Source organism: Cryobacterium inferilacus, assembly GCF_019599185.1.
GTDB classification, from domain to species: Bacteria; Actinomycetota; Actinomycetes; order Actinomycetales; family Microbacteriaceae; genus Cryobacterium; species Cryobacterium inferilacus.
This window is the reverse complement of the sequence record NZ_JAIEUL010000010.1, coordinates 39,085-61,971: the sequence shown is the minus strand read 5'-3', so window position 1 is coordinate 61,971 and position 22,887 is coordinate 39,085. Positions and strand designations below refer to the sequence as shown.

The following is a 22,887-nucleotide window of genomic DNA, read 5'->3' as shown; positions in this document are numbered from 1 at the left end:
ACGCCGATGAACCTCAGCACAACACCGCTTTCGCCGCCCCTGTCGGCGCCGCTGTCATCCGCGACGATCTCGATGATGCTCGCCGATGCCCGATTGCCCGTCGGCGGCCACGTCCACTCCGCCGGGCTCGAGCCCGCATTGTCCGGGGGGATGCCGGCTGCCCAGGTTCCCGGCTACATGCTCGGTCGTGTTCGCACGGTGACCCTGGTCGAGGCCGGCACCGCCGTGGTGGCTCGGCACGTGGCCGTGCAGGGAACGGGGCAGGGCGTCTTCGGTGCCGCGCAGCTTGCGGTCGCCCTGGCCACGGTCGATCGCGCCTGGGCAGCCCGCACCCCCAGCCGTGCGGTTCGGGATGTCTCGCGGTCGCTGGCGCGCGGATACCAGCGGCTCGCCGGCACCCTGTGGGCGGAGCATCCCGCTGTCGTCGCGTCGGCGTTAGGGAGCACGCCGCCCGGCCCGACCCTGTCGCGGCCCGTTCTGCTCGGAGTCATCGCCGCCGCTGCCGGGCTCGATGCCGAGAGCCTCGTGCGGCTGGTCGTCTACGACGACGCGCAGACCATCGCCGCGGCGATGCTCAAACTCGAGCCGCTGGATCCGGCCATCCCGCCGGGCTGGGTGCTTGCCGCGTGCGCCGCAGCGGAAGAGTTCGTCACCGACCTCGCCGCCCTGACTTCTGCCGACGCCATCCCGGCGTGGGGAGCTCCCGAAAGCGAAGGGTGGGCCGAGGCCCACTCCCGCACGACACAAAGGCTATTTCGTGCTTGAGAACTCAACTCCGTCCAGCAGCGCCCCCGCGCGGTCCCTTCGCATCGGTGTCGCCGGTCCGGTGGGAACCGGCAAGAGCTCCCTCATCGCCACCGTCTGCCGCGCGCTCGCCGCAGAGCTCCGCCTCGGCGTGATCACCAACGACATCTACACCGACGAAGATGCCCGCTTTCTGCGCTCTGCCGGCGTGCTCGAGCCTGAGCGCATCCGTGCGGTCGAGACCGGCGCCTGCCCGCACACGGCCATCCGTGACGACATCACCGTGAACCTGCTCGCCGTGGAAGACCTGGAGCGAGACTTCAATCCGCTCGACGTCGTGCTGATCGAATCCGGCGGCGACAATCTCACGGCCACCTTCTCGCCGGCCCTGGTGGATGCGCAGATCTTCGTGCTCGACGTGGCCGGCGGGGGAGACGTGGCCCGCAAGGGCGGCCCCGGCATCGCCCGCGCCGACCTGCTGGTGGTGAACAAGACCGACCTCGCCCCCTATGTGGGCGTGGATGTGCCGGCCATGGTCGCCGACGCCGAGACCGCCCGTGAGGGCCGCCAGGTTCTCGCCCTGTCGCGCTCTGACGCTGCCAGCGTGGAGACCCTCGCCGCCTGGGTGCGCGGCCTGCTGGTCGAACACCGAGCCGGAACCCACACCCCACAGGATCCCGGCCCGATGGCGCCGCACTTCCACGCAGACGAGGAGGGCGGCCCGGGCCTGCTGCACAGCCACGATGAGACCGAGCATGTGCACGACGGCGAGCCCGCTCACACCCACCACTAGCCCGTCACGTTCCGGTCGGCGTTCTCCGCTGACCGGGACCGCACCCGATTTGGCCTGAAATGACCTCCATCCGTTTATGCGCAGCTCCCGGTCGGGCGCGCCTGGAAACCCGGGCGGGGGCGCTGGTTCCGCGGGTCATCGAGACCGGCCCCGCATCCGCCAGGGTGGCTCTCGTCGCCGGCGGCGCCCTGCTGCTGGGTGGGGACGAGGTGCGTCTGTCGATCACCGTGGGCGCCGGCTGCACCCTCGAGCTCGAGGACATCGGGGGAACCGTCGCCTATGACGCCGACGGCCTGCAGTCGACCTGGACCGTCGAGGCGACCGTGGAGGCGAATGCCCTGCTGATCTGGCATGGCCTGCCGTTCGTGCTGGCCGACGGCGCCAACGTGGACCGACGCACCACCATCACCCTGCGCGGCCACGGCGCACTGGCCTGCCTGCGCGAAACCATCGTGCTGGGCCGCACCGGTGAACGCGGCGGTGCCATCGACCTGCACACCACCGTGCTCACGACCGGCGGCGCAGACCCGCAGACGAGCGATGTCGCCGAGCCGCTCTTCGTCGAACGGCTGCGGGTGCGCGGGGCCGAGCCGGTCCCCGGCGTGCTCGGCGGCCACCGGGTGCTCGATTCGCTGCTGCTGCTGGGCACGCGGGCCCCGGCCGGCTCGGACGGGCCCGGCGCTGCTGCTCAGCTCGGGCCGACCGAGCTGCTGCAGCCGGAGGGGCCGGCCAGCATCGCTCGCTCCCTGCAGCACGAGGCCCACCGTTCGCTGTTGACACCCGTGTGGACGCACTGGTGCGCGCACGCGCTCGCGGTTCATGCCGCCGCCCTCTGGGCCACCCCGGCCGACGCCACCGATGGCTTCGACAACCGGATGCCCGCCCCTGCCCACGCACTCTCGTTAGGATCCCGCGCATGAAACCAGCAGTGCGAACACCGGTCGGCTCTACGATCGCCATCATCGCGACCATCGCCGGCCTGCACGTGTTCGGATGGGGCCTGCCGATCCTGGCCATCTGGATGGGCAAGGACACGCTGCTGGTTCTGGGACTGGCGGCCACCGCCTACCTGCTCGGGGTGCGCCACGCCTTTGATGCCGACCACATCGCCGCCATCGACAACGCGACCCGCAAACTCACCGGGCCCGGAGCGCGGTTCAGCTCGGTCGGTTTCTGGTTCTCCCTGGGCCACTCCACCGTGGTCATCGGCACTGTCGCCCTCCTCGCGGCGGGGGTGCACGTGCTGGTCACGGTGATCGAAGACGACACCTCGCCCATTCGCCAGGCCGCCGGCCTCTGGGGCGTGAGCATCTCGGTCCTGTTCGTGCTCGCGTTCGGCATGGTCAATCTGCACTCGCTGGTGCGGCTGGTGCAGCGTCGCCGCGGAGAGTCGGCGGGCGCTGAACCCGCCGAGGCCGGCGGCGGGCCGACGGGGCTGCTGTTCCGCCTCTTCCGCCCGGTCGCCAACCTCGTCGACCGACCTGGGCGCATGTATCCGCTGGGCCTGCTGTTCGGCCTCGGCTTCGACACCGCCGCGACCATCGGCTTGTTCATCACCGCCGGTGCGGCCTCCTTCCAGGTCTCCTGGGCCCTCGCCGTGGCCCTCCCGCTGCTCTTCACTGCCGGCATGAGCTTTTTCGACACCCTCGACGGTGCCTTCATGGCGCGTCTCTACGGCTGGGCAGCCCAACATTCCGGGCGCCACTACCGTTACAACCTGGTCGTCACCTCGTTGTCGATCGCGGCCGCCGTGGTGGTTGCGATCGTGGGATTCTCGGAGATCCTCAGTCAGGCCACCGTGTCGAACCTCACCCTGCCCATCGATACCACCTACTTCGGATTCATCGTGGTCGGCCTGTTCGCGGTCGTTGCCGCGGTGGCCGCCGGCACCCGCATGCGCGGGCCGCAGCCGCAGGCCCTCCAGACGTAGGTGCCCTCCGAGGGTCGGCGACCCCGGCCCTTCGCGGTTCCGAACGGTTGCGGGACACCCTCGCGGCGGCTAATTTGCAATCAAATGGTTGTATTAGAGCTTTCAGATCAGGATGTGAACCGCCTCTTCCGCGCCCTCGCCGACGCGACGCGGCGAGATATCGTGCGCCGCACACTGGTGGCCGATGTCTCGGTGTCGCAGTTGGCGGACTCCTACGACATGTCGTTCGCGGCCGTGCAGAAACACGTTGCAGTGTTGGAGGACGCGGGGCTTGTGACCAAAGAAGCCCATGGCCGTGAGCGGATGGTGCGGGGAAACCTCGCGCGCATCCGCCAGGCGCAGCTTCTACTCGACGGTTTCGAGGAGCTCTGGCGTTCGCGCATCGACCGCCTCGACATCCTGCTCGCTGAAGGCGACCTGGCTTCACCCGGTACCTAACCGAAAGGAACATCATGCCTGTCACTTCCGTCGAGAAAGACCTCGACCAGCTCACCATCACGATCGACGCCGACTTCACGGTGCCCCTGCGTCGGCTCTGGGACGCCTACACCGACCCGCGCCAACTCGAGCGGTTCTGGGGCCCGCCGACCTACCCGGCGAAGTTCTTCCGGCACGACGCCGTGACCGGTGGCCGGAGCATCTACGCGATGACCGGACCGGAGGGTGACGTGCACTACGGCTGCTGGGACTGGACCTCCGCCGACGCTCCGCACGCGTTCGAAGTGCTCGACAGATTCGCGGATTCGGCGGGCGTGCCGAACCCCGACCTCCCCGCCACCCGGATGGACTTCGCTTTCGAGGAGACCACGAATGGCAGCCGCCTGCGGACGACGTCGCACTTCGACTCCCTCGAGCAGATGCAGCAGCTCATCGAGATGGGCATGCTCGAAGGCACTCGGGAGGCAATGGCCCAGATCGACCAGGTGCTGGCCGATCTGGCCTCCTTCGCCACCGAGCGCGTGACGGCGGCGCAGATCCTCAGCGACACCCAGGTGCGGGTGGCCCGGGTCATCCGGGGGACCGTCCACCAGGTGTGGCGGGCGCACAACGACGCCGCCCTGATGAAGCGCTGGCTGCTCGGCCCGGACGGCTGGTCGATGCCCGTCTGCGAGATCGCGACCACGGTGGGCGACAGCTATCGCTATGAGTGGCAGCGGGACGGCGGCGACGAGCGATTCGGCTTCACCGGCGACCTGCTCGAGGCAGAGGAACCGTACCGTGCGGTCACGACCGAGGCGATGATCGGGATGGACTTCCCGGCGACGCTCAACGAACTGACCCTCACCGAGGTCGAGGGCGGCACCTTGCTCGCACTGGTGATCACCTATGCGAACGCCGAGCAGCGCGACGCGGTGCTCGCGACCGGAATGACCGACGGCATGGAGACGAGCTACCGGCGCCTCGAGGGGCTGCTGCAGCCCACGATGGCCTAGCTCCACGCATCGAGGAGGGCGCGATGAAACGACGACTTCGGTGCCGGCTCGGCCTACACAAATGGGTCGTGAAACAGGACTCAACGGATGGGCCGCGGTATCACGGCTGCCGCTACTGCGACAAGATTCTGGATCTCGACAGCCGCCCCTTCATCGGGTTCGGCGGCAGCTGACTTTCGTCTCCTGGCTCAGTGCCGCAGCTGCGCCTCCGCCGTCGCATCCGGCTCGCCGTCGGCCGGAACCGACGCGGCCTGGTCGAGGTACTGCGCCGAGAGGCGGCGATAGGACGTGGTGAAGAACGCCCCGATGGCCGCGAGCACCATCACCATGCCCGCGATGAGGAACACGAGCGCGATGCCCCGCGCCTGGCCGTCGCCCAGGAGCCCGCCGAGACTGGAGCGGCCGGCATCCGAGTTCATGAACGGGATGATGATGAACTCGGCGATCGGCGCGATGAGGAACGCGGTGACCGGGGCCGCCGCCGACTCGAACGCCGCGGCGAACCCGAACACGCGGCCCTGCTCGCGGAAGGGCACCAGCTTTTGGATGACCGTCTGCTCGGACGCCTCGACGGCGGGGATGAGCGCCATGTAGACCCAGATGCCCGCGGCGTACAGCCACCACCACTCGCGGATCATGAACAGCGCGCCGAGCACGCCCATCAGGATGACGAGCAGCAGCATCGTACGGATGGGGTTGCGGCCGAGACCGAACTTCGCGATCAGCAGGCCACCGATGATGAACCCGGTCGAGGTGACACCGAGAACGATTCCCCATACCTCGACGGGGAAGAGCTCGAGGCCGTACGGGTCCATCAGCGCCATATAGACGCCGCCGATGAAGTTGTTGAAGGTGGAGAAGATGATCAGAGCGAAGAGCCCCGTGGCCGCGCGCACGGCGGTGATGCTGCCGCGCAGGTCAACGAGCGGCCGTCGCTCGCCATCCTGCTGGGGCTGATCTTCGGGGATGCGCAGGAACAGCAGGTGCGCCAGGGCCGCCGCCGACAGGACGATGGCGATGATCAGCGTCCAGCCCATGCCGAGCAGCCCGATCGCGAGCCCGCTGAAGACGCTGGTGACCATGAACGCCAGCCCCTGCACTGTGCCGACGAGGCCGTTGGCGTTGGCGTGCCGCTCGACCGGGATCAGCAGGGTGACGACGGTGGACAGCGCGATGTTGCGCATGTTCTCGATCACCGCGCCGAAGAGGATGATGCCGCTGAACAGCCAGAACATCGGCCCGCCCAGGTCGAGCAGGGTGGACTCGGGGAACAGGAAGTACAGTGCGCCGCCGATGCTGAAGGCGACCAGGGTGACCGCGCCGGCAAACACCATGACGAGGTGCTTGCGGTGCCGGTCGACGATCGTGCCGAACGCCATCGAGAACACCGCGACGAGCAGCATGTACGCGCCGCCGATGATGCCGGTCGCGAGCACGGAGCGGGTTTCCAGGTAGACCCAGAAGGTGAGGGCGAACCAGAGAAAACTCGTCGTGACGTTGGCGACGGCCGTGTTCACCAGCACCTGCGCGAAGGTGCGGGCGCCACCGGGAGCCGGGTCGGCGTGCTGTGCGGCTGCCGGCGGAGCGTCGTTCGAAGTTGCCATGTGTAGATCCTCCCAGGGCGGGCACAGACGCTGTCAAGGCTCGAGGGACCGCCGTTCGAATCGGCGGCTGAGTCGCCCGCACGCCGTAGGCCCAATTGTAGACACTGTGAACATCATGTGGCTAGTCTGGTGGACGTATCCGTCGGTGCGCCCATAGGGCCCGGCCGCCGCCCGTAGTACCGTCTCGACAGTCGAATGTGTTCCACCAGCGGAAGGAGATTTCGTGTTGCAACCAGTCGCGGAGGGCGTGTTGATCCACGTCAGCGAATTCATCCAGAGCAATTCCGTTGTCGTTCAGGGCCGCCAGGGCGTGCTGCTCGTCGACCCCGGTCTCACCGTGACCGAGCTGGCCGGGCTCGCCGCCGATCTGCGCGAGCTGGGTCAGCCGGTCGTGGCCGGCTTCTCGACGCATCCGGACTGGGACCACGTGCTCTGGCACCCCGACCTCGGCGACGCGCCCCGATACGGCACGGATGCCTGCGCGGCGTACCTGCTCACCCTGCTCGCGCAGCCGGACTGGCCGGAGCAGATCGCCGAGGGACTACCGCCGGAGTACGCCGAGGAGATCCCGATGGAGCTGCTCGGCCTCGTCACCGGCCTCCCCGCCGGCAGCACGCAACTGCCCTGGGACGGGCCCACCGTGCGGCTGATCGAGCACCGCGGCCACGCGCCAGGGCACGCGGCCCTGCTGATCGAGGAGAGCCGGGTTCTCGTCGCCGGCGACATGCTGTCCGACATCCTGATGCCGTTCCTCGACCTGGAGGCGGCGCATCCGCTCGAGGACTACCTGGCGGCGCTGGAACTGTTCGACAGCGTGGCCGACCGGGTAGATGTGGTCATCCCCGGCCACGGCTCCGTGGGCGTGGGCGAGCAGGTGCGGGCGCGGATCGACCTGGACCGGGCGTACGTGCAGGCGCTGCGCGACGGCGCCGCGTTCGACGACCCGCGGGTGGGCTCGTCGGCGCCGCTGGAGTGGCTGACCGACCTGAGCTCGTGGCAACGGGAGCAGCTCGCCCAGAAATGACCGCCCCGCCCCGGCCGCGAGGCAGGGTGTGACAGAGCCTCCCAGATGCGCGCGTGAGAACGTAGCGTCGACGTATGAGCGAATTCATGCACAGAAGAATGCTGGGACAGGGCCTCGAGGTGTCGGCCATCGGCCTGGGCGCGATGGGGATGTCGATGAGCTACGGCCCGAACCCGGGGGACCGCGACGACATGATCGGGGTGCTCCGGTTCGCCGTGGAGAACGGCGTCACCCTCATCGACACCGCCGAGGTCTACGGCCCGTACGAGAACGAACAGCTCGTCGGCGACGCGATCGCGCCGATCCGCGATGAGGTGGTGGTGGCCACGAAGTTCGGCTGGCGGATCGTGGACGGCCAGATGCAGGGCGTTGATTCCCGGCCCGAGCAGATCCGGCGGGTGGCCGAGGGGTCGCTGACGCGGCTCGGGGTGGAGGCGATCGACCTGTTCTACCAGCACCGGGTCGACCCGAATGTGCCCATCGAAGACGTGGCCGGTACCGTGGCGGAACTGGTGGCGGAGGGCAAGGTCAAGCATTTCGGGCTCTCCGAGGCCGGCGCGAACACGATCCGCCGCGCCCACGCGGTGTTCCCGGTGACGGCCGTGCAGAGCGAGTACTCGCTGTGGACCCGGGATCCGGAGGCGGCGGTGCTGCCGACCTGCGCCGAGCTCGGCATCGGCTTCGTGCCGTTCAGCCCGCTCGGCAAGGGCTTCCTCACCGGAACCGTCGCCGCGGATGCGACCTTCGGCGCCGGCGAGATCCGCGGTCGGGTACCGCGGTTCGAGGCCGACAACCTCGCCGCGAACCAGGCCATCGTCGACCATGTGCGGGCCCTGGCCGAGGCGCGGCACGCGCAGCCGGGCCAGATCGCGTTGGCCTGGCTGCTCGCGCAGCATCCGTTCATCGTGCCGATCCCCGGCACCCGCCGCCGCGAGCGGATCCTGGAGAACGCCGGCGCCGCGGCCGTGGCCCTGTCGGCGAACGACATCGCCGACCTCAACGCCCTGGTGGACCGGATCGGTGTGGCCGGCAATCGTTACGACGACTCCGGCATGGCGATGGTCGGCCTCTGAGACTGCGCGGCCACATCGTGCGCCGCGAACTCGGCCTCCTGGGTGGCCGCCCAGGAGGCCAGCAGGGCGAGCCCGTCGGCGGAGGCCGAGCCCGCAGGGGCGGTGTACACGTTCAGCACCAGGCCGGGCTCGCTGGGCAGGTCCATCGACTCGAAGTTGAGGTCGAGGTCGCCGACCACGGGGTGGTGCAGCCGCTTCACCCCGCTGCGGTGCAGCATCACATCGCGGGATGCCCAGCGCCGCCGGAACAGTTCGCTCCGGGTGGACAGTTCGCCGACCAGGGTTATCAGGTCGGGGTCGTGCGGGTTACGGCCCGCCTCCAGCCGCAGCATCGACGCCGCGTTGTGGGTGATCTGGTCGAAGTCGCGCCAGAACTGGTCGGCCGCCGGGTTGAGATAGGCGTAGCGGGTGGTGTTGACGGGCCGGTGCGGGTCGTCGAACACCGGTGAGTAGAGGGCCCGCGCGAGCCGGTTGGCCGCGATGATGTCGTGCCGGCCGTTGCGCACCCAGGCGGGGGCGTCGGAAATGGCGTCGAGCACCTGCTGCAGGGCCGGCCGTACCGTCTGGCGGGGTTTGCCCGCCCGTCTGCGGCTCGGACCGGCAGCCCGGGCGAGGTCGAAGAGATACTCCCGTTCGGCCTCGTCCAACTGCAGGGTTCTGGCCAGGGCGTCGAGCACGCTCTCGGAGGCGCCGGCGAGGTTGCCGCGTTCGAGCCGCACGTAGTAGTCGACGGAGACGCCCGCGAGCATCGCCACCTCCTCCCGCCGCAGTCCGGCCACGCGGCGGTTGCCGCCGTAGGCGGGCAACCCCGCAGCTTCGGGCGTGATCCGGGCCCGCCGGGAACTCAGGAACTCGCGAATCTCAGCGTGGACATCAGACATACGCTCCACAGTACGGTCCCGGCCGGCCGCGGGGGAGGCCCTGCCCGTACCCCGGTCGACGAGCCCGTTGTCGACGCGATGCCGGTTCGCGACCGCCCCTCGTGCAGGCCTCCCGGGAGTGCTTCACTGGGCGGCACAGAAATGCGACGCTCAGAGGAGGCACCACATGGACACTCCGACGTACCTTGGAACGGATATCGCCGGATTGATGCACGCCGCCCGCGCGGAGGCTCGACGAATCACCGCGGCGAACAAGGGCGACATGGTCAGTGATCACCGAGCGATCCTGGACCGGTTGCAGGCGGGCGGTCTCATCACCGAGGCCGAAGGGCGAACGCTGCTGGAGCTCTACACGATCGGCTATCAGGCGGGGGAGCCGAAAGGCGATGCCCAGCGGGCGTATTTCCGGACCCGGGACATGTATGGCGAGTTGGCTGCGACCGGCACGGCCAGCCCGGTCGCGCTGGTCGTGGCGTCGGCCGCGGTCGGGTCCTTCGAGCTGTCGGAGAATCCCGACGGATCGACGACGGTCACGATCGCCAGGGTGAGCTACGGGTCCAGCCTCGCCGGCATCGGAGCCGGGATCGGGGCGATCCTGGGCGGACCCGCTGGCGGGGCGCTCGGCGGAGCGATCGGTGGTCTCATCGGTGGCATCGTGGACGACAAGAAAGACAAGAAGTAACCTGCACCGTTTGAGGCGTCGGTTCAGTGGATGACCGCGAGCAGCACGCCGACGGCGATGAAGAGCAGCCCGAACACGCGGTTCAGCACCCGCTGGCCCCTGGCATCCCTGGTGAAGCGTTGAAAGGACCGCGCGGCGACGGCGAAGAAGAACCACATCACCAGGATGTCGATCGCGACGACGGTGGCGGCCACGATCAGGTACTGGGTGGGCAGCGGCCGGTCGACCCGGATGAACTGGGGCAGGAAGGCCAGGAAGAACACGATCGCCTTGGGGTTGAGCATGTTCACCCACAGGCCGCGCTGGAACATCGACCAGCGCGGCTCGTCGCTCAGCGCCCTGGTGCGTTCGGCATCGAGCTCTGGCGTGGCCAGAAACTGCCGGATGCCCAGATAGACCAGGTAGGCCGCGCCGGCGTAGCGGATGACGTTGAACGCCACCGGTGAACCGGCCACGAGCAGGCCCACCCCGAGGGCCACGATCACGATGTGGATGAGCAGTGCGGCCTGCTGACCGAGGATTCCCCAGATCGAGCGGCGGAACCCCGCATTGAGGGCGTTGCTCATGGTGTTGATGGCCCCGGCTCCGGGTGTGAAGCTGATCAGGGTGCCCGCGCCCACCAGGGCCACCCACAGGGAGAACTGCATCTGGCCATCTTAGTTTCCGGGCGCGACGCGACCGGTTTCCCGGCTTGACCTCTAGTTTGCTGAGAGTCGTTCCGCGGGCTTCGCAATCCCTTCCGATTGCCCGCACCGGACTATATCGTTGAGTATCGTTAGCGATTCACGGAGGAGGACATCATGGGCAATTCATTCCCCACAAGCGGGTTCGGTGGCAGCGGGTTCGGAGGCAGCGCAGAGGGCATGTGGCAGGCGATGGACCAGCTGCGCTCCAAGTTCGAGAAGCGGGCGGGCACCCGGATGGGCCGCGGTGACGTGCGCGCTGCCGTCCTCGCCCTGCTGGCCGAGAAGCCGATGCACGGTTACCAGCTCATCCACGAGATCGAAGAGCGCAGCGGCGGCAGCTGGAAGCCCAGCGCCGGCTCGGTCTACCCGACCCTGCAGCTGCTGGCCGACGAGGGCCTGATCAGCGCCGAAGAGTCCAACGGCCGCAAGACCTACTCGCTGACCGACACCGGCCGCGAAGCCGTCGCCGGTTCCGGGACGTCGGCCCCGTGGGAGCCGGAAGGCTCCGCGGAGGACACCGGCTTCACCGCCCTGCCCAAGGCCGGGTTCGAGCTCGCCCAGGCCGCCGCTCAGGTCGGCCGCACCGGCACGCCCGAGCAGATTCAGCAGGCCGTGGCCGCGATCGACGAAGCTCGTCGTCGCATCTACTCCATCCTCGCCCAGGACTAACGGGTGTCATCGGTTCGTCGGGGCCGCATCCAGCTGAAACCCGGCGACGGCGGCTCCCGCGCGCGGTACCGGCGCATCCTGCGCTTCGCCGGCTGGAACCTGGCGGTGACGTGGTTCTTCGAGCTGCTGTTGCCGCGGATCGGGCTTGCCACGGTGGCGGAGCGCACCCGGGCGAAGCGGATGACCCGCTTCGCTCAGCGCTTCCACGTGCTCGCGGTCGACCTCGGCGGACTGATGATCAAGGTCGGCCAGTTCCTGTCGTCGCGCCTGGACGTGCTGCCGCCGGAGATCACGTCCGAGCTCGAGGGCCTGCAGGACGAGGTGCCGCCGGTGCCGTTCGCGGCGATCCGCGCCCTGGCCGAGGCCGAGCTGGGCATGCCGCTGGAGCGGGCGTTCGCGTGGGTCGACGAGACGCCGGTGGCGGCCGCATCCCTCGGTCAGGCGCATCGCGCCCGGCTCGCCCACCCCGATGCCGCCGACACCGGGCTGGACGCCGTGGTGATCAAGGTGCAACGGCCCGGCATCGACACCATCGTGGACGTGGACCTCGCGGCCCTACGCCGGGTGAGCGGCTGGCTCAGCCACGTGCGGCTGGTCTATGACCGGGTGGATGCGCCGGCGCTGGTGGAAGAGTTCGCGGTGACCTGCCTCGAGGAAATCGACTACCTGCACGAGGCCGCGAGTTCGGTGCGGTTCGCGGAGGAGTTCGCCGGCGACGACCGGGTGGGGGTGCCCGCGGTGGTGTGGGAACGCTCCACCCGGCGGGTGCTCACCCTCGAAGACGTGACCGCGATCAAAATCACCGATGCGGCCGCGCTCGCCCGCGCGGGCATCGACCCGGCCGAGGTGGCGCCGGTCTTCGCCGCGGTGATGTTCGACCAGCTGTTCACCAGCGGTTTCTTCCACGCCGACCCGCATCCGGGCAATATCTTCGTCACGCCAACGCCGGGTGACCCGAACGGTCGCGGCTGGCGGTTGACGTTCATCGACTTCGGCATGATGGGCGAGGTCGGCCCGAGCACCAAACGGGGGCTGCGCAAGATGCTGATCGCGGCCGCCTCCCGAGACGGCCAGGGGCTCGTGGATGCGTCCCGCGACGTGGGCGTGCTGCTTCCCTCCGCCGACACGACCGAGCTGGAACGGGCGATGACGCAGCTCTTCGCCCGCTTCGGCGGGATGGGTTTCGCCGAGCTGCGTGACGTGGACCCGCGGGAGTTCCGCGAGTTCGCCATCGAGTTCGGTGACGTGGTGCGGTCGCTGCCGTTCCAGCTGCCGGAGAACTTCCTGCTGATCGTGCGGGCGATGTCGCTCACCTCCGGGGTGTGCAGTTCGCTGGATCCCGCGTTCAACCTGTGGGACTCGATCGAGCCCTACGCCAGCCAGCTGCTGCGCGACGAGCGGGGCAATCTGGCGCAGGACCTGGGCAAGCAGACGCTGGAGAACGCCGGCATCGCCTGGGGTCTGCCCAAACGGTTGGACTCCCTGGTCAGCCGGTTCGACAACGGCACGGTGGCCGTCACCAGCCCGGCCCTGGAGCGCCGGATGGCGCGGCTGGAACGCACCATCGGGCGGGTGGTGTCTGCGGTGCTGTTCGGCGCCCTGCTCATCGCCGGTGCGGTCATTCGGGCCGATGACACCGTGTTCGGCACGGTGCTCCTGGTCGGGTCGATCCTGCCGCTGCTGCATGCACTTTTTGCGGGTCGTCGCTAGGATTCCGGCATGACGGCGCCGAAGCTCTACCTGACGTTTCCCGGCACGACCCGCGCGGCGCTCGGCTTCTACGCCGAGGTCTTCGGCGGTGAGCTCAGCCTGTACAGCTACGAGGAGTTCGGCCGGCAGGACGGCCCGGCGGATGCGATCGCGCACGGCGTGCTCGACGGCCCGGTTGCCCTGTACGGGTCGGACGCGGCCGCTGGCGAGCGGGGCTTTCGGCTGGACGGCGCCCGGCTGGCCCTGCTCGGCACCGCGGAGCCAGCGGTGCTGCACGACTGGTTCGACCGGTTGGCGGTGGGCGGCACGATCGTGGACCCGCTGGCCCCGAAGCCGTGGGGCGCCTCGGACGGTCAGGTCATCGACCGGTTCGGGCTGCACTGGCTGATCGGCTACGAAGCCTGAGCGGCGCGCCCGTGCACCGGATTCGCCGGGGCGAATCGGGGTATTCGGCGGTAAAATTGATGGCGAAAAACGAGACGAAAGGAGCAGATGTCATGCAAAGCGTCAGTTGGTTCGTGCCGATCCTGCCCGACAAACTCGATGCCTGGATCAAGTTCACCGAGGAGTCCAACGCCCGCAAAGACGAGCACGCCCGGTCGCGTCGACGGGCGGGGATCACCCGGGAGGTGGCCGCGCTCGTTCAGACCCCGCAGGGCAACTTCACCAGCATCTTCCTGGAGGGCGAGGACGTGTCGGCGGCACTGAAGTCGATCGTGAAGTCGGACGACCCCTACGACAAGTGGTTCATGGCCATGACCGCCGAAATCCACGGGATGACGCCGGAGACCTTCGAAGCGCCGCTGCCTGCGGTGTACTTCGACTACCGCGAGGCAGACACGGAGAGCACCGCAGCGCCGAGCCGGGAGGAGAGGGTCAGCCACTAGTGATCTGCCGCCGGACCACTGGGTTCGACGGTGCCAACGTCGCTCCTGAGACACTCAGGGGCGACGCCTATGTGCGGCGGCTGGTTCGTGCGGATGCTGAACCGCGCGGCTGCCGCCCGGTGAGTCACCGGGGCTGTTGCCGGCTCACCATCTCGGTGATCCAGGCCGGCGCGTACGGGGACGTGCAGCCAGGCGGAGTGGGATAGTCCTCGAGCACACCGAGACGTTCGCCGATGGCCAGGGCACGGGCTCGCTGCCCCGGATGCTCGATGCCGATCTGCGCGAGGCAGTGGTTCATGGCCCACTGCAGGCGCGTCGGCGCATCCGTCATCTCGGCCTCAATGGTGTCGAGCAGGCCGGGCAGGTCGAGGCCCTCGGGCTTTTTGGCGACCCAATCGGTGGTGAGCGCCCAGCCGGCGCTCGCGACGACCGGGTCGGGGTCGGCGAACCAGAGCACGCGCAGCTCCTCGACGTGCGGGCTCTTCTTCACCACATAGTTCACGAGCCAGTCCTGCACCTTGGGTGCACGCGCCTCGCGCAGCATAGTGTCGAGCTCCTCGCGCCCGAACAGCTTGGGCCGGCAGATCAGGATGGCCAGCAGCCGAGCCGCCGCATCACCGCACTGCCACAGCTCGCGGGCCAGCTCGGGCTGAACCTTCAGCCGCTTGGCCACGGTGCGCAGCCGGGTGAGGTTCACCCCGTGGTCGTCACCGTGGTTGGCGTTCACCGCCCGCATCTGCGGGTCTTCGAGGGCGGCGAGCTCGGCCAGCACCTCGGCCGCGGTCGCCGTGGTCGTTGCCGTTGCCTGGGCCATAGCGGTCTCCCGTCCGTCGCGTGTGAGTCCAGCCTACGGGGAGGGAGAATTCGGAGCACAGGGTGCGCCGCGCCCGCGCCCGGGGTCAGTCGGTGTCGGATGCCACGCCGTCGGTGCCGCTCGAGTCATCGTCACCGGGATCCCGGCGCTCCACCCCGACGGTGACCTGGGTGAGCAACGCGGCGATCGCGCCCACCGCCACGAGCACGGGGGAGAAAGCAGCGGTGATCACGGTGACGGCGAGGCCGGCCGTGAGCGGAATCTCCAGGAGGGTGGCTCCCTCGTCGTTCTTTATGAACACCCGGCGCACATTGCCTTCGTGGAGGAGTTCGCGCACCTTGGTGAGGAGGGTGTCTCCGGAGATCTTGAACTCTTCGTAGCGGTTATTTTCGGTCATCACGAGCTCGGGACGCCCCGGAACGCGCGGATGACCTGGCCGAGCGCCAGGCCAACGGCCGTGATCACGGGAACGGCCACCACCAGCAGCGCGATGCGGTTGGGCCGAAACTGGAGGCCGTCCGCACTGCCGACGTAGGCGCCGATCGGCACCGCGTATCCGCCGCCTCCGCCGCCGCGGCCTTCGCCCACGCCCATACCGGCCGGGCCGGGGCCGCCGCCCTCTGGCATCTCGCTGGAGCCTTCGCCGCCGCCGAAGCCGAAGCCGACGAGCGCGACCGGGACGAGTTCGTGCCCGTCCACCGTCGTCCGCTCGCCGTAGGCCAACTTCGCGCCCCAGGAGGGCACCGATTCCGCTAGTTTCTCGATGAGATTCGCCATGCAGCGACCGTACGCGGGTTCGCGGGTTCCGGCTAGCCGACTTGCGGGCAGTATGGCCTGGCTACAGATCGTGGGCGCCGGGAAGGTGGCGTCGCCGGCGGGACATCGTCGCCGGCTCGGCCTCCGCTGCCCCCGGATGCTGTGCTCGGTGCGTCGAATACCAGCGCTGGTAGGCGGCCACCAGCGGCACCGAGGTGAGGCCGTGCAGCAGCACGCTCAGTGCCACCGTGACGAGAACCGTGGTGAGCACGACCTCGCCCTCTGGCACACCCCGCTCGAAGGCGAGCAGGGCGAACACCAGCGAGGCCAGCCCCCGCGGGCCGAACCAGCCGATGAACGCCACCGTGGGCCGTTTCAGCCCCTGACCGGCGAGGGCCAGCGCGACCGGGAGCATCCGCACCAGGGTGAGGCTGAGCGCGGCGTAGAGGATCACCTGCCAGGTGATGTGCGGCAGGGCCAGGGTGAGGGCCATCGCGCCGAATCCGATCCAGGTGACGGCGGCGAGGAGCCCGCCGGTGTCTTCGGCGAGCAGGGTGACGGCCGACCCGCGGGCGCCGGAGAGCCGGCCGAACGCGAGGCCGCCCACGAAGGCGGCGATGAAACCACTACCGCCGAGGGTGACGGCGATGGTGAACGCGAGCAGCGCTGCCGCCAGGGGAACCATCTGCCGCCACTCCCTGCCGATCCAGTCCCGGTGGTCGGCGGCTCGGAACAGCAGGCCGCCCAGCACACCGGCGACCAGGCCGCCGACGAGCCCCCAACCGATCTGGGCGGCCATGCTGCCGAGCACCGCCGAGGGCACATCGGTGTCCAGCTCCGCGTTCGCGATCGCGAGTGCCACCAGGAAGAACGGCACGGCGAGACCGTCGTTCAGGCCGCTCTCCACGTCGAGCGCCTGCCGTACCCGCCCGGGCACGGCCGGGTCGGAGACGACCTTCTGGCCCAACGCCGCATCCGTGGAGGCCAGCATCGTCGCGAGCAGCACCACCGACGCCAACGCCATCTCGGGGAAGACCAGCACACCGACCACCGACCCGGCGAGCATGGTGAGCGGCAAGCCGATCAGCAGCAGCCGGGTCGGCCAGGCGAGCTCGCGGCGGAGCGCCCGCAGGTCGATCCGGGTGGCGTCGCTGAAGAGCAGCAACACCAGCGCGAGTTCGGCGACGAGTTCGGCGACCGCGGAGTCCACGGCGACGTCGAGCCACCCCAGCGCCGACGTGCCGACGAGAAACCCGACGACGGTGAGAAACAGGGCGGAGGTGATGCCGCGCCGGTCGAGCGGCCTGGAGAACACACTCCAGAGAACGATGATCGCCAGCACCGTCGTGGCCGCAACCATCCGAACCCTGCTCTCGATCGTGGCGCCCACCCGCCGTTATGCACCACGTTTACACCCGAACGGGGCCGGATTCTAGGCATCCGGGTGTGGTCTGCGGCGGGCCGGATGCCGGCGAGGACGGTTGCTAGGCTGACCGGATGTGCACCGACGACGCGATTTGGCGGGAGTGAGCCGTGGCTGAGCTGCGGGGTACGAGTGGGGGTCGAGCCCGGTGGGCGCGCCTGACCGAGTCGGTGGAATCACGTCTGTGGCCGCTCCCGGTGGCCGCGGTTCTGCTGGCCGTGCTGCTCGGGCTGGTGCTGCCGCGCATCGACCTGCTCATCGACGCCGAGCTGCCCACCGCCGTGGACTCGGTGATCTTCAACGGGGGAGCGGAGACGGCGAGGTCGGTGCTGTCGTCGATCGCCGGCTCGTTGATCACGGCGACGTCGCTGACCTTCTCCCTCACGGTGGTGGCCCTGCAGCTGGCCAGCAGCCAGGCGTCGCCCCGGGTGCTGCGACTGTTCGCCAGGGACCGGCAGGTGCACGCGACCCTGGCCGTGTTCCTGGGTACCTTCGCGTACTCGATCACGGTGCTGCGGTCGGTGCGAGCGACGACGGATGACGCGGCCGAGTTCGTGCCCAGGGTCGCCGTCACGACGGCGTTCGTGCTCACCCTGGTGAGCGTCATCATGCTGGTCTTCTTCCTCGCCCACCTGGCCGCCCAACTGCGGGTGGAGACGATGCTCAAGGACATCCACGCCGAAACGGACCGCACCATCGACCTCGTCGGTGCCGGCAACGAGGCCGCCAGGGCGTACACCGCGCCGGTGCAGGTTCCGGCCGGAACGCACACCGTAACGGCGGCCGTGAGCGGTTTCATCACCGGGCGGAACCACGGGGCTCTGGTGGAGTACGCCGCCGTGCACGGCCTGGTGTTCCAGGAGGTGCGGCCGGTGGGCGAGAACGTCGTCGCCGGCACGCCGCTGCTGGTGTGGTGGTCGGCCGGGAACGGTACCGAGCCGGCGGACGCGGACGCTGCGGCCGCTGACGACGTGGCCGATGCGGTGCGCGGCGCGTACTCGATCGCGTACGAGCGCACCGCGGCGCAGGACCTCGATTACGGGGTGCAGCAGATCGTGGACATCGGCGTGCGCGCGCTGTCGCCGGGCATCAACGACCCGACCACCGCCGTGAACGCCCTCGGGCACCTCAGCGCGATCGTGGCCAGCACCATCCAGATGCCGCCCCTGCCCGCCGCGCTCGCCGATGCGGACGGGAACCTCCGGCTGGTGACGGTCACCCGCACCACCGCGGAGAGCATCCACGACGCGCTCGCCCAGATGCGGCACTACGGCGCCACCGACCCCACGGTGGTGCGACGGTTCCTGCAGCTGATCAGTGATCTGGCCTACACCTGCTCCGCCGGGGAGGTGCTGGCTGCCCTGCAGGAGCAGCTGGCCGCCCTGGATTTGCAGTTGCGGGCGCAGAGCGACGATCCGGCCGCCACCAGCGAGATGCGCACCGCCGTGGCCGACGTCGCGGCGCAACTCGCCGGCGCGCCAGTGACGAGATAGCGGTTTCGGTGCCCCAGCTGTTGTGCACACCCGCCGGGCGGGGGCGCTGTCCACAGGGGACAGGGTTTCCGGTGCCGGCCGGATGCCGGCCACGACACTGGGCGGATGGACCTTGGCAGCTGGCTCACCCAGCATGACGGCATCGCACACTCGGCACAGGCTCTGCGGGCTGGGTTCACCCGGTACTCGATCAGGCAGAGCGTCGCCGTCGGCCAGTGCGAACGCATCCGTCGGGATTGGCTGGCCGTGCCGACGGCCCCGGCCGATCTGCGCGCCGCAGCCGCGCTCGGCGGGCGGGTGGCTTGCCTCAGCGTGGCCCGTCGACTCGGGCTGTGGCACCTCTCGGACGGGATGACCCACGTGAGCGTGCCGCGGAACGCGGTGGTGGTGGCAGACACCGGGCTGCGGGTGCACTGGAGCGGCGGGCCGGTGGCGGTCGGTCGGTTCGCCCTCGTGGAGCCCATCGAGAACGCCCTGGTGCACATTGCCGGGTGCCAGCCGTTCGAGAACGCCCTCGTGGTCTGGGACTCCGCCCTGAACAAGAAGCTCGTCACCGAGCGGTCGCTCGCCCGGCTTCCGCTGCGCAGCGCGGTGGCTCGAGCCGTGGGGGCGGTGGCGAACGGGTTGGCAGATTCGGGCCTGGAGACCCTGCCGGTGTCGCGGCTGGCGGCCAACGGCATCCGGATGCGCCAGCAGGTGGTGCTCGACGGCCACCGAGTCGATGGGCTCATCGGCCACCGGCTCGTGGTGCAGATCGATGGCTTCAGCTTTCACTCCACGGTCGAGCAGCGGCGTGCCGACGTCGCCCAGGATCGCCGGCTGGCCCTGCTGGGCTACACGGTCTTTCGCTACGACTACCGGCAGATCCTGTTCGACTGGCCGCGCGTGGAGGCCGAGATCATGCGGGCCATGGCCCAGGGTGTGCATCTCGACCCGGCGTCCCGGCCCATCCGTGACGCACGCAAATAAGGAGATAGTGAGCTAAAAAGGACGCTTTCGGCCGAAAACGTCCTTGTAAACTCACTTTTTCCTGATAACCGCGCGCGTGCTCCGGCGGGCGGGGCCGGGCGGATGGCTGTCTAGGCTGTAGGACATGGCCACAGTCATCCTCGTGCGGCACGGACGCACCACCGCGAACGCCACCGGAATCCTCGCCGGACGGAGCCTGGGCGTGCGGCTCGACGAGATCGGGCAGGAGCAGGCCGCGCTGGCCGGCGCCCGGCTGGCCGCCGTGCCGCTGGTCGGAGTGGTCTCCAGCCCGCTGGAACGCTGCCGGCAGACGGCGCAGCTGATCCTCGACCGGCAGGCCGGCGCCCCGGTCACGCCGGTGGAGGACGACATCACCGAGTGCGACTACGGCGACTGGCAGGGTCGGTCCCTGAGCGACCTGGCCGGCGAGTCGCTCTGGCCGGTGGTGCAGACCCAGCCGTCAGCGGTGACCTTCCCCAACGGGGAGTCCATGGCCACCATGCAGGCTCGGGCCGTTGCCGCCATCCGCCGCCACGATAGAGCCTTCGAGGCCGAGCACGGCCCGGAGGCGGTGTGGGTGGCGGTGAGCCACGGCGACATCATCAAGTCGGTCCTCGCCGACGCCTACGGCATGCACCTGGACCTGTTCCAGCGCATCAACGTGGGCCCGGCATCCGTCTCGATCGTGCGCTACGGCAGCAATCGACCGACCGTGCACGCCACCAACACCGACGCCGGTGACCTGTCCTGGCTGGCGGCGAGCGCCCTTGCGGGCGACGCGCCGGTCGGCGGTGGGGCGGGGCATCAGCCGGTACCCACGGCGCGCGCCTAAAATAACCGCATGCCTACAATCGTCCATGAGTTCGCCTGGCCGGATCGGGTCGTCGTCGGCACCGTCGGTCTGCCCGGTTCCCGCACCTTCTACCTGCAGGTGCGCACCGGCGCCCAGATCGTGAGCATCGCGCTGGAGAAACAGCAGTCCGCGCTGCTCGCCGAGAAGATCGATGAGATCCTCGACCAGCTCATCAACTACGAGGGCAACCCGTTCAGCGTGCCCACCGCCACCCCCATCGAGCTGGTCGACAACGACCCGTTGGAGCCCGTCGAGGAGGAGTTCCGCACCGGGTCGATGAGCCTGGGCTGGGATCCGACGACGGTGCAGATCGTGCTCGAGGCGTTCCCGATCGCGGACGACGATGACGACGACGACCTGCTCGAGGTCGCCGTGATCGAACCGGCCGAGATGCTGCTGGTGCGGATGCCCGTTGGCACCGCCCGCGCGTTCGCCAAGCGCACCCGCGAGATCGTGGGCGCCGGCCGGCCGCTCTGCCCGCTCTGCGGCTACCCGATCGACTCCGACGGTCACACCTGCACCCTGCCCGCTCTCTGACCATGACGGATGCCGACCTCGCCGCCGGCGACCTGGAACTCACCGGGCGCATCACCACGGCGTCCAACGCGACCTTCCTCGGCGAGATCGACGGTGTCACCGTGGTGTACAAGCCGATCGCGGGCGAGAACCCGCTCTGGGATTTCCCGGACGGCAACCTTGCCAGCCGGGAGGCCGCCGCCTACCTGGTGTCGGAGGCGTTCGGCTGGAACGTGGTGCCGCGCACCTGGCTGCGGGACGGCCCGATGGGCCCCGGCATGGCGCAGCTCTGGCAGGACCTGGACCCCGAACAGGACGCCGTGGACCTGATCCCGGCCGACGCCATGCCCGAGCGGGGCTGGCGGCACGTGCTCGACGGACAGGACGAGAAGGCCCGACTGGTGTCCCTGATCCACGAGGACACCGAGGCCCTGCGCCGGATGGCCGTGTTCGACATCATCGTGAACAACGCCGACCGCAAGGGCGACCACATCCTGGCCATGCCTGGCGGTCACCGGCACGGCGTCGACCATGGGCTCACCTTCCACGCCGAACACAAGCTGCGCACCGTGCTCTGGGGCTGGTTGGGCGAGGAGCTCACCGCGGACGAGCTCGCCGGCATCGACCGGGTCAGCACCGCGCTCACCGGCGACCTCCGCGCCGCTCTGGCACCCCTGCTCACTCCGGCGGAGATCGTCGCCCTGGCGGCGCGCTGCGACCGGCTACGCGCCGAGGCCCGCTTCCCAGAGCCGCAGGGCTCGATGCCCGCGGTGCCCTGGCCGTTGTTCTGAGCATCCGGCGCCCGTTTCGTCGCCGTCGGCGCCCACCACGTGGCACGCTTGAGGCATGGACCTGGAGGTAACCCCCGCGCTGACGATTCCGGCGACGGAACTCGGCTGGCGGTTCTCCCGGTCGTCCGGCCCAGGCGGTCAGCACGTGAACACCTCGGACAGCCGGGTGCAGGTGTCCTGGAACATCGCCGACTCGGCGGTGCTCACCGACGAGCAGCGGGCGCTGCTGCTCAGCCGTCTCGACCGGCGCCTGGTCGGCGGCGTGGTCACGATCGCCGCCTCCGAGCAGCGCTCCCAGCTGCGCAACCGGGAGATCGCGCTTACCAAGCTGGCCGAGCTCGTCTCCACCGCGCTGGCCCCGGACGGCCCCAGCCGGCGGGCGACCAAACCCACCCGCGGATCCGGTCGGCGGCACCTGGCCGCCAAGCAGCAACGCTCGGCGACCAAGAAGCAGCGCCAGCGGCCGTCCGCCGAGTAGCGCCGCCGCATCCGCTAGGCGGGGTGGGCGCGCAGAAAATCGGCCGTGACGGCAGCGAGCGCGGCGCCGATCTCGGCGGCTGGGCGGGTGGCGCCCCGCACCTCGAAAGAGTGGTTGGCGCCGTCGACCAGGTGAAACGTCGCCGCGGTGATGCGCTGCAGCACCGGGGCGAACTCGTCGGGGCTGCCGAACGGGTCGCGGGTGCCCTGCACGAACAGCATCGGCCGGTCGATGCCATAGAGGTGTTCGTCGCGCAGCTTCTCCGGCTTGCCCGGCGGATGCAGCGGGTAGCCGAGCAGCACCAGTCCCGCCGCGGGCATTCCTTCTGCCACCGCCATGGACGCCATCCGCCCGCCGAAGGATTTGCCGCCCGCCCAGACGGGTAGCCCGGGGGAGAGGTCGGTCGCCGCGGCGTGGGCCGCCCGCCAGGTGTCGATCGCCTTCGGTGCCCGGTCGGGGAGCTTGCGGCCGGCCTCCCGGTAGAGGAAGTTGAACCGCAGGGTCGCCACCTGCGCGTCGTACAGTGCCCCGGCGAGTCCGACCAGGAACGGGTGGTCGAAGCCGGACCCGGCTCCCGGGGCGAGCACGAGGGTGGCGACGGCGCCGGTCGGCCGGGCGAAGGCTCCGGACACCGTCTCGTCGCCGACCGCGATGCGAAGATTCTCAGTCGATTCCATC

Annotated in this window: 27 protein-coding genes; 19 read left to right on the top strand and 8 right to left on the bottom strand. The window is 69.6% G+C overall.

What is annotated here, in order from left to right; genetic code table 11:
* Nucleotides 1-6: 6 nt before the first annotated feature.
* The 6 genes from K2F54_RS10565 (at nucleotide 7) to K2F54_RS10540 (ending at nucleotide 4,900) form a co-directional block, all read left to right on the top strand.
* A complete protein-coding gene (locus tag K2F54_RS10565) occupies nucleotides 7-765 on the top strand; it encodes an urease accessory protein UreF (protein ID WP_220605833.1) in 759 nt (252 codons plus the stop codon).
* Nucleotides 758-1,537, top strand: a complete 780-nt coding sequence (gene ureG / locus K2F54_RS10560; RefSeq protein WP_220605832.1) for an urease accessory protein UreG — start codon at nucleotides 758-760, stop codon at nucleotides 1,535-1,537. Before K2F54_RS10565 ends, ureG begins: the two co-directional genes overlap by 8 nt.
* A gap of 59 nt (nucleotides 1,538-1,596) precedes the next feature.
* A complete protein-coding gene (locus tag K2F54_RS10555) occupies nucleotides 1,597-2,457 on the top strand; it encodes an urease accessory protein UreD (RefSeq protein WP_220605831.1) in 861 nt (286 codons plus the stop codon).
* Nucleotides 2,454-3,467, top strand: a complete 1,014-nt coding sequence (locus K2F54_RS10550) for a HoxN/HupN/NixA family nickel/cobalt transporter (protein ID WP_220605830.1) — start codon at nucleotides 2,454-2,456, stop codon at nucleotides 3,465-3,467. Before K2F54_RS10555 ends, K2F54_RS10550 begins: the two co-directional genes overlap by 4 nt.
* 84 nt (nucleotides 3,468-3,551) lie before the next feature.
* Nucleotides 3,552-3,905 carry an ArsR/SmtB family transcription factor gene (locus tag K2F54_RS10545; RefSeq protein WP_220605829.1) on the top strand — a complete coding sequence of 118 codons (354 nt, stop codon included), beginning with the start codon at nucleotides 3,552-3,554 and terminating at the stop codon, nucleotides 3,903-3,905.
* Between the two features lie 14 nt (nucleotides 3,906-3,919).
* Nucleotides 3,920-4,900, top strand: a complete 981-nt coding sequence (locus K2F54_RS10540; protein ID WP_220605828.1) for an SRPBCC family protein — start codon at nucleotides 3,920-3,922, stop codon at nucleotides 4,898-4,900.
* 188 nt (nucleotides 4,901-5,088) lie between these two features.
* Here K2F54_RS10540 and K2F54_RS10535 read toward each other — a convergent pair whose 3' ends face one another.
* Nucleotides 5,089-6,504, bottom strand: coding sequence for an MFS transporter (locus tag K2F54_RS10535; protein ID WP_220605827.1), 1,416 nt, complete (start codon nucleotides 6,502-6,504; stop codon nucleotides 5,089-5,091).
* A 223-nt stretch (nucleotides 6,505-6,727) separates the two neighbouring features.
* On the opposite strand from K2F54_RS10535, the gene K2F54_RS10530 reads away from it, so the two are divergent.
* Both K2F54_RS10530 and K2F54_RS10525 read left to right on the top strand, forming a co-directional pair.
* Entirely contained in the window at nucleotides 6,728-7,528 is an 801-nt protein-coding gene (locus K2F54_RS10530) for an MBL fold metallo-hydrolase (RefSeq protein WP_220605826.1), read from the top strand.
* An 86-nt stretch (nucleotides 7,529-7,614) separates the two neighbouring features.
* Nucleotides 7,615-8,601: an aldo/keto reductase gene (locus K2F54_RS10525; RefSeq protein ID WP_220605901.1), complete on the top strand. Its 987-nt coding sequence runs from the start codon at nucleotides 7,615-7,617 to the stop codon at nucleotides 8,599-8,601.
* On the opposite strand, the gene K2F54_RS10520 is transcribed toward K2F54_RS10525, so the two are convergent.
* Entirely contained in the window at nucleotides 8,565-9,482 is a 918-nt protein-coding gene (locus K2F54_RS10520) for a helix-turn-helix transcriptional regulator (RefSeq protein WP_220605825.1), read from the bottom strand. The genes K2F54_RS10525 and K2F54_RS10520 overlap by 37 nt on opposite strands.
* Before the next feature lie 166 nt (nucleotides 9,483-9,648).
* Between K2F54_RS10520 and K2F54_RS10515 the strand changes: the two genes are divergently transcribed.
* Nucleotides 9,649-10,164 carry a hypothetical protein gene (locus K2F54_RS10515; RefSeq protein WP_220605824.1) on the top strand — a complete coding sequence of 172 codons (516 nt, stop codon included), beginning with the start codon at nucleotides 9,649-9,651 and terminating at the stop codon, nucleotides 10,162-10,164.
* A gap of 23 nt (nucleotides 10,165-10,187) precedes the next feature.
* Here the strand turns inward: K2F54_RS10515 and K2F54_RS10510 are convergent, their stop codons facing one another.
* Complete coding sequence (locus K2F54_RS10510; RefSeq protein WP_220605823.1) at nucleotides 10,188-10,811, bottom strand: LysE family transporter; 624 nt, start codon at nucleotides 10,809-10,811, stop codon at nucleotides 10,188-10,190.
* A gap of 153 nt (nucleotides 10,812-10,964) precedes the next feature.
* Here K2F54_RS10510 and K2F54_RS10505 point away from each other — a divergent pair, with 153 nt between their 5' ends.
* The 4 genes from K2F54_RS10505 to K2F54_RS10490 all read left to right on the top strand — a co-directional run bounded on the left by K2F54_RS10505 (nucleotide 10,965) and on the right by K2F54_RS10490 (nucleotide 14,116).
* Entirely contained in the window at nucleotides 10,965-11,519 is a 555-nt protein-coding gene (locus K2F54_RS10505) for a PadR family transcriptional regulator (protein WP_220605822.1), read from the top strand.
* 3 nt (nucleotides 11,520-11,522) lie between these two features.
* Nucleotides 11,523-13,229: an ABC1 kinase family protein gene (locus K2F54_RS10500; RefSeq protein ID WP_220605821.1), complete on the top strand. Its 1,707-nt coding sequence runs from the start codon at nucleotides 11,523-11,525 to the stop codon at nucleotides 13,227-13,229.
* Between the two features lie 9 nt (nucleotides 13,230-13,238).
* Nucleotides 13,239-13,634, top strand: coding sequence for a VOC family protein (locus K2F54_RS10495; RefSeq protein WP_220605820.1), 396 nt, complete (start codon nucleotides 13,239-13,241; stop codon nucleotides 13,632-13,634).
* 92 nt (nucleotides 13,635-13,726) lie between these two features.
* A complete protein-coding gene (locus K2F54_RS10490) occupies nucleotides 13,727-14,116 on the top strand; it encodes a hypothetical protein (RefSeq protein WP_220605819.1) in 390 nt (129 codons plus the stop codon).
* A 124-nt stretch (nucleotides 14,117-14,240) separates the two neighbouring features.
* Here K2F54_RS10490 and K2F54_RS10485 read toward each other — a convergent pair whose 3' ends face one another.
* From K2F54_RS10485 to K2F54_RS10470, 4 genes are all read right to left on the bottom strand, one after another.
* Nucleotides 14,241-14,930, bottom strand: coding sequence for a DNA alkylation repair protein (locus K2F54_RS10485; RefSeq protein ID WP_220605818.1), 690 nt, complete (start codon nucleotides 14,928-14,930; stop codon nucleotides 14,241-14,243).
* A gap of 85 nt (nucleotides 14,931-15,015) precedes the next feature.
* On the bottom strand, nucleotides 15,016-15,327 hold the full coding sequence (locus K2F54_RS10480; RefSeq protein ID WP_220605817.1) for a DUF4342 domain-containing protein: 312 nt from the start codon (nucleotides 15,325-15,327) through the stop codon (nucleotides 15,016-15,018).
* A complete protein-coding gene (locus K2F54_RS10475; RefSeq protein ID WP_220605816.1) occupies nucleotides 15,327-15,707 on the bottom strand; it encodes a hypothetical protein in 381 nt (126 codons plus the stop codon). Before K2F54_RS10475 ends, K2F54_RS10480 begins: the two co-directional genes overlap by 1 nt.
* Before the next feature lie 61 nt (nucleotides 15,708-15,768).
* On the bottom strand, nucleotides 15,769-17,046 hold the full coding sequence (locus K2F54_RS10470) for a cation:proton antiporter (protein ID WP_220605815.1): 1,278 nt from the start codon (nucleotides 17,044-17,046) through the stop codon (nucleotides 15,769-15,771).
* Nucleotides 17,047-17,279: 233 nt separating this feature from the next.
* On the opposite strand from K2F54_RS10470, the gene K2F54_RS10465 reads away from it, so the two are divergent.
* The 6 genes from K2F54_RS10465 (at nucleotide 17,280) to arfB (ending at nucleotide 22,209) form a co-directional block, all read left to right on the top strand.
* Complete coding sequence (locus K2F54_RS10465) at nucleotides 17,280-18,602, top strand: DUF2254 domain-containing protein (protein WP_220605814.1); 1,323 nt, start codon at nucleotides 17,280-17,282, stop codon at nucleotides 18,600-18,602.
* 105 nt (nucleotides 18,603-18,707) lie between these two features.
* A complete protein-coding gene (locus tag K2F54_RS10460) occupies nucleotides 18,708-19,571 on the top strand; it encodes an endonuclease domain-containing protein (protein WP_220605813.1) in 864 nt (287 codons plus the stop codon).
* Nucleotides 19,572-19,695: 124 nt separating this feature from the next.
* Nucleotides 19,696-20,403, top strand: a complete 708-nt coding sequence (locus K2F54_RS10455; protein ID WP_220605812.1) for a histidine phosphatase family protein — start codon at nucleotides 19,696-19,698, stop codon at nucleotides 20,401-20,403.
* A 9-nt stretch (nucleotides 20,404-20,412) separates the two neighbouring features.
* A complete protein-coding gene (locus tag K2F54_RS10450) occupies nucleotides 20,413-20,961 on the top strand; it encodes a DUF3090 domain-containing protein (protein WP_220605811.1) in 549 nt (182 codons plus the stop codon).
* A 2-nt stretch (nucleotides 20,962-20,963) separates the two neighbouring features.
* Entirely contained in the window at nucleotides 20,964-21,731 is a 768-nt protein-coding gene (locus K2F54_RS10445) for an SCO1664 family protein (protein WP_220605810.1), read from the top strand.
* 55 nt (nucleotides 21,732-21,786) lie between these two features.
* Entirely contained in the window at nucleotides 21,787-22,209 is a 423-nt protein-coding gene (arfB, locus tag K2F54_RS10440) for an alternative ribosome rescue aminoacyl-tRNA hydrolase ArfB (RefSeq protein WP_220605809.1), read from the top strand.
* A 14-nt stretch (nucleotides 22,210-22,223) separates the two neighbouring features.
* On the opposite strand, the gene K2F54_RS10435 is transcribed toward arfB, so the two are convergent.
* Nucleotides 22,224-22,886, bottom strand: coding sequence for an alpha/beta hydrolase family protein (locus K2F54_RS10435; RefSeq protein WP_220605808.1), 663 nt, complete (start codon nucleotides 22,884-22,886; stop codon nucleotides 22,224-22,226).
* Nucleotide 22,887: the final 1 nt, after the last annotated feature.

Coding starts and splice junctions, on each gene's coding strand:
- K2F54_RS10565 (WP_220605833.1), top strand. CDS start 7: ATGAACCTCAGCACAACACCGCTTTCGCCGCCCCTGTCGGCGCCGCTG.
- K2F54_RS10555 (WP_220605831.1), top strand. CDS start 1,597: ATGACCTCCATCCGTTTATGCGCAGCTCCCGGTCGGGCGCGCCTGGAA.
- K2F54_RS10550 (WP_220605830.1), top strand. CDS start 2,454: ATGAAACCAGCAGTGCGAACACCGGTCGGCTCTACGATCGCCATCATC.
- K2F54_RS10545 (WP_220605829.1), top strand. CDS start 3,552: ATGGTTGTATTAGAGCTTTCAGATCAGGATGTGAACCGCCTCTTCCGC.
- K2F54_RS10540 (WP_220605828.1), top strand. CDS start 3,920: ATGCCTGTCACTTCCGTCGAGAAAGACCTCGACCAGCTCACCATCACG.
- K2F54_RS10535 (WP_220605827.1), bottom strand. CDS start 6,504: ATGGCAACTTCGAACGACGCTCCGCCGGCAGCCGCACAGCACGCCGAC.
- K2F54_RS10525 (WP_220605901.1), top strand. CDS start 7,615: ATGCACAGAAGAATGCTGGGACAGGGCCTCGAGGTGTCGGCCATCGGC.
- K2F54_RS10520 (WP_220605825.1), bottom strand. CDS start 9,482: ATGTCTGATGTCCACGCTGAGATTCGCGAGTTCCTGAGTTCCCGGCGG.
- K2F54_RS10515 (WP_220605824.1), top strand. CDS start 9,649: ATGGACACTCCGACGTACCTTGGAACGGATATCGCCGGATTGATGCAC.
- K2F54_RS10510 (WP_220605823.1), bottom strand. CDS start 10,811: ATGCAGTTCTCCCTGTGGGTGGCCCTGGTGGGCGCGGGCACCCTGATC.
- K2F54_RS10505 (WP_220605822.1), top strand. CDS start 10,965: ATGGGCAATTCATTCCCCACAAGCGGGTTCGGTGGCAGCGGGTTCGGA.
- K2F54_RS10495 (WP_220605820.1), top strand. CDS start 13,239: ATGACGGCGCCGAAGCTCTACCTGACGTTTCCCGGCACGACCCGCGCG.
- K2F54_RS10490 (WP_220605819.1), top strand. CDS start 13,727: ATGCAAAGCGTCAGTTGGTTCGTGCCGATCCTGCCCGACAAACTCGAT.
- K2F54_RS10485 (WP_220605818.1), bottom strand. CDS start 14,930: ATGGCCCAGGCAACGGCAACGACCACGGCGACCGCGGCCGAGGTGCTG.
- K2F54_RS10480 (WP_220605817.1), bottom strand. CDS start 15,327: ATGACCGAAAATAACCGCTACGAAGAGTTCAAGATCTCCGGAGACACC.
- K2F54_RS10475 (WP_220605816.1), bottom strand. CDS start 15,707: ATGGCGAATCTCATCGAGAAACTAGCGGAATCGGTGCCCTCCTGGGGC.
- K2F54_RS10470 (WP_220605815.1), bottom strand. CDS start 17,046: ATGGTTGCGGCCACGACGGTGCTGGCGATCATCGTTCTCTGGAGTGTG.
- K2F54_RS10460 (WP_220605813.1), top strand. CDS start 18,708: ATGGACCTTGGCAGCTGGCTCACCCAGCATGACGGCATCGCACACTCG.
- K2F54_RS10455 (WP_220605812.1), top strand. CDS start 19,696: ATGGCCACAGTCATCCTCGTGCGGCACGGACGCACCACCGCGAACGCC.
- K2F54_RS10450 (WP_220605811.1), top strand. CDS start 20,413: ATGCCTACAATCGTCCATGAGTTCGCCTGGCCGGATCGGGTCGTCGTC.
- K2F54_RS10445 (WP_220605810.1), top strand. CDS start 20,964: ATGACGGATGCCGACCTCGCCGCCGGCGACCTGGAACTCACCGGGCGC.
- arfB (WP_220605809.1), top strand. CDS start 21,787: ATGGACCTGGAGGTAACCCCCGCGCTGACGATTCCGGCGACGGAACTC.
- K2F54_RS10435 (WP_220605808.1), bottom strand. CDS start 22,886: ATGGAATCGACTGAGAATCTTCGCATCGCGGTCGGCGACGAGACGGTG.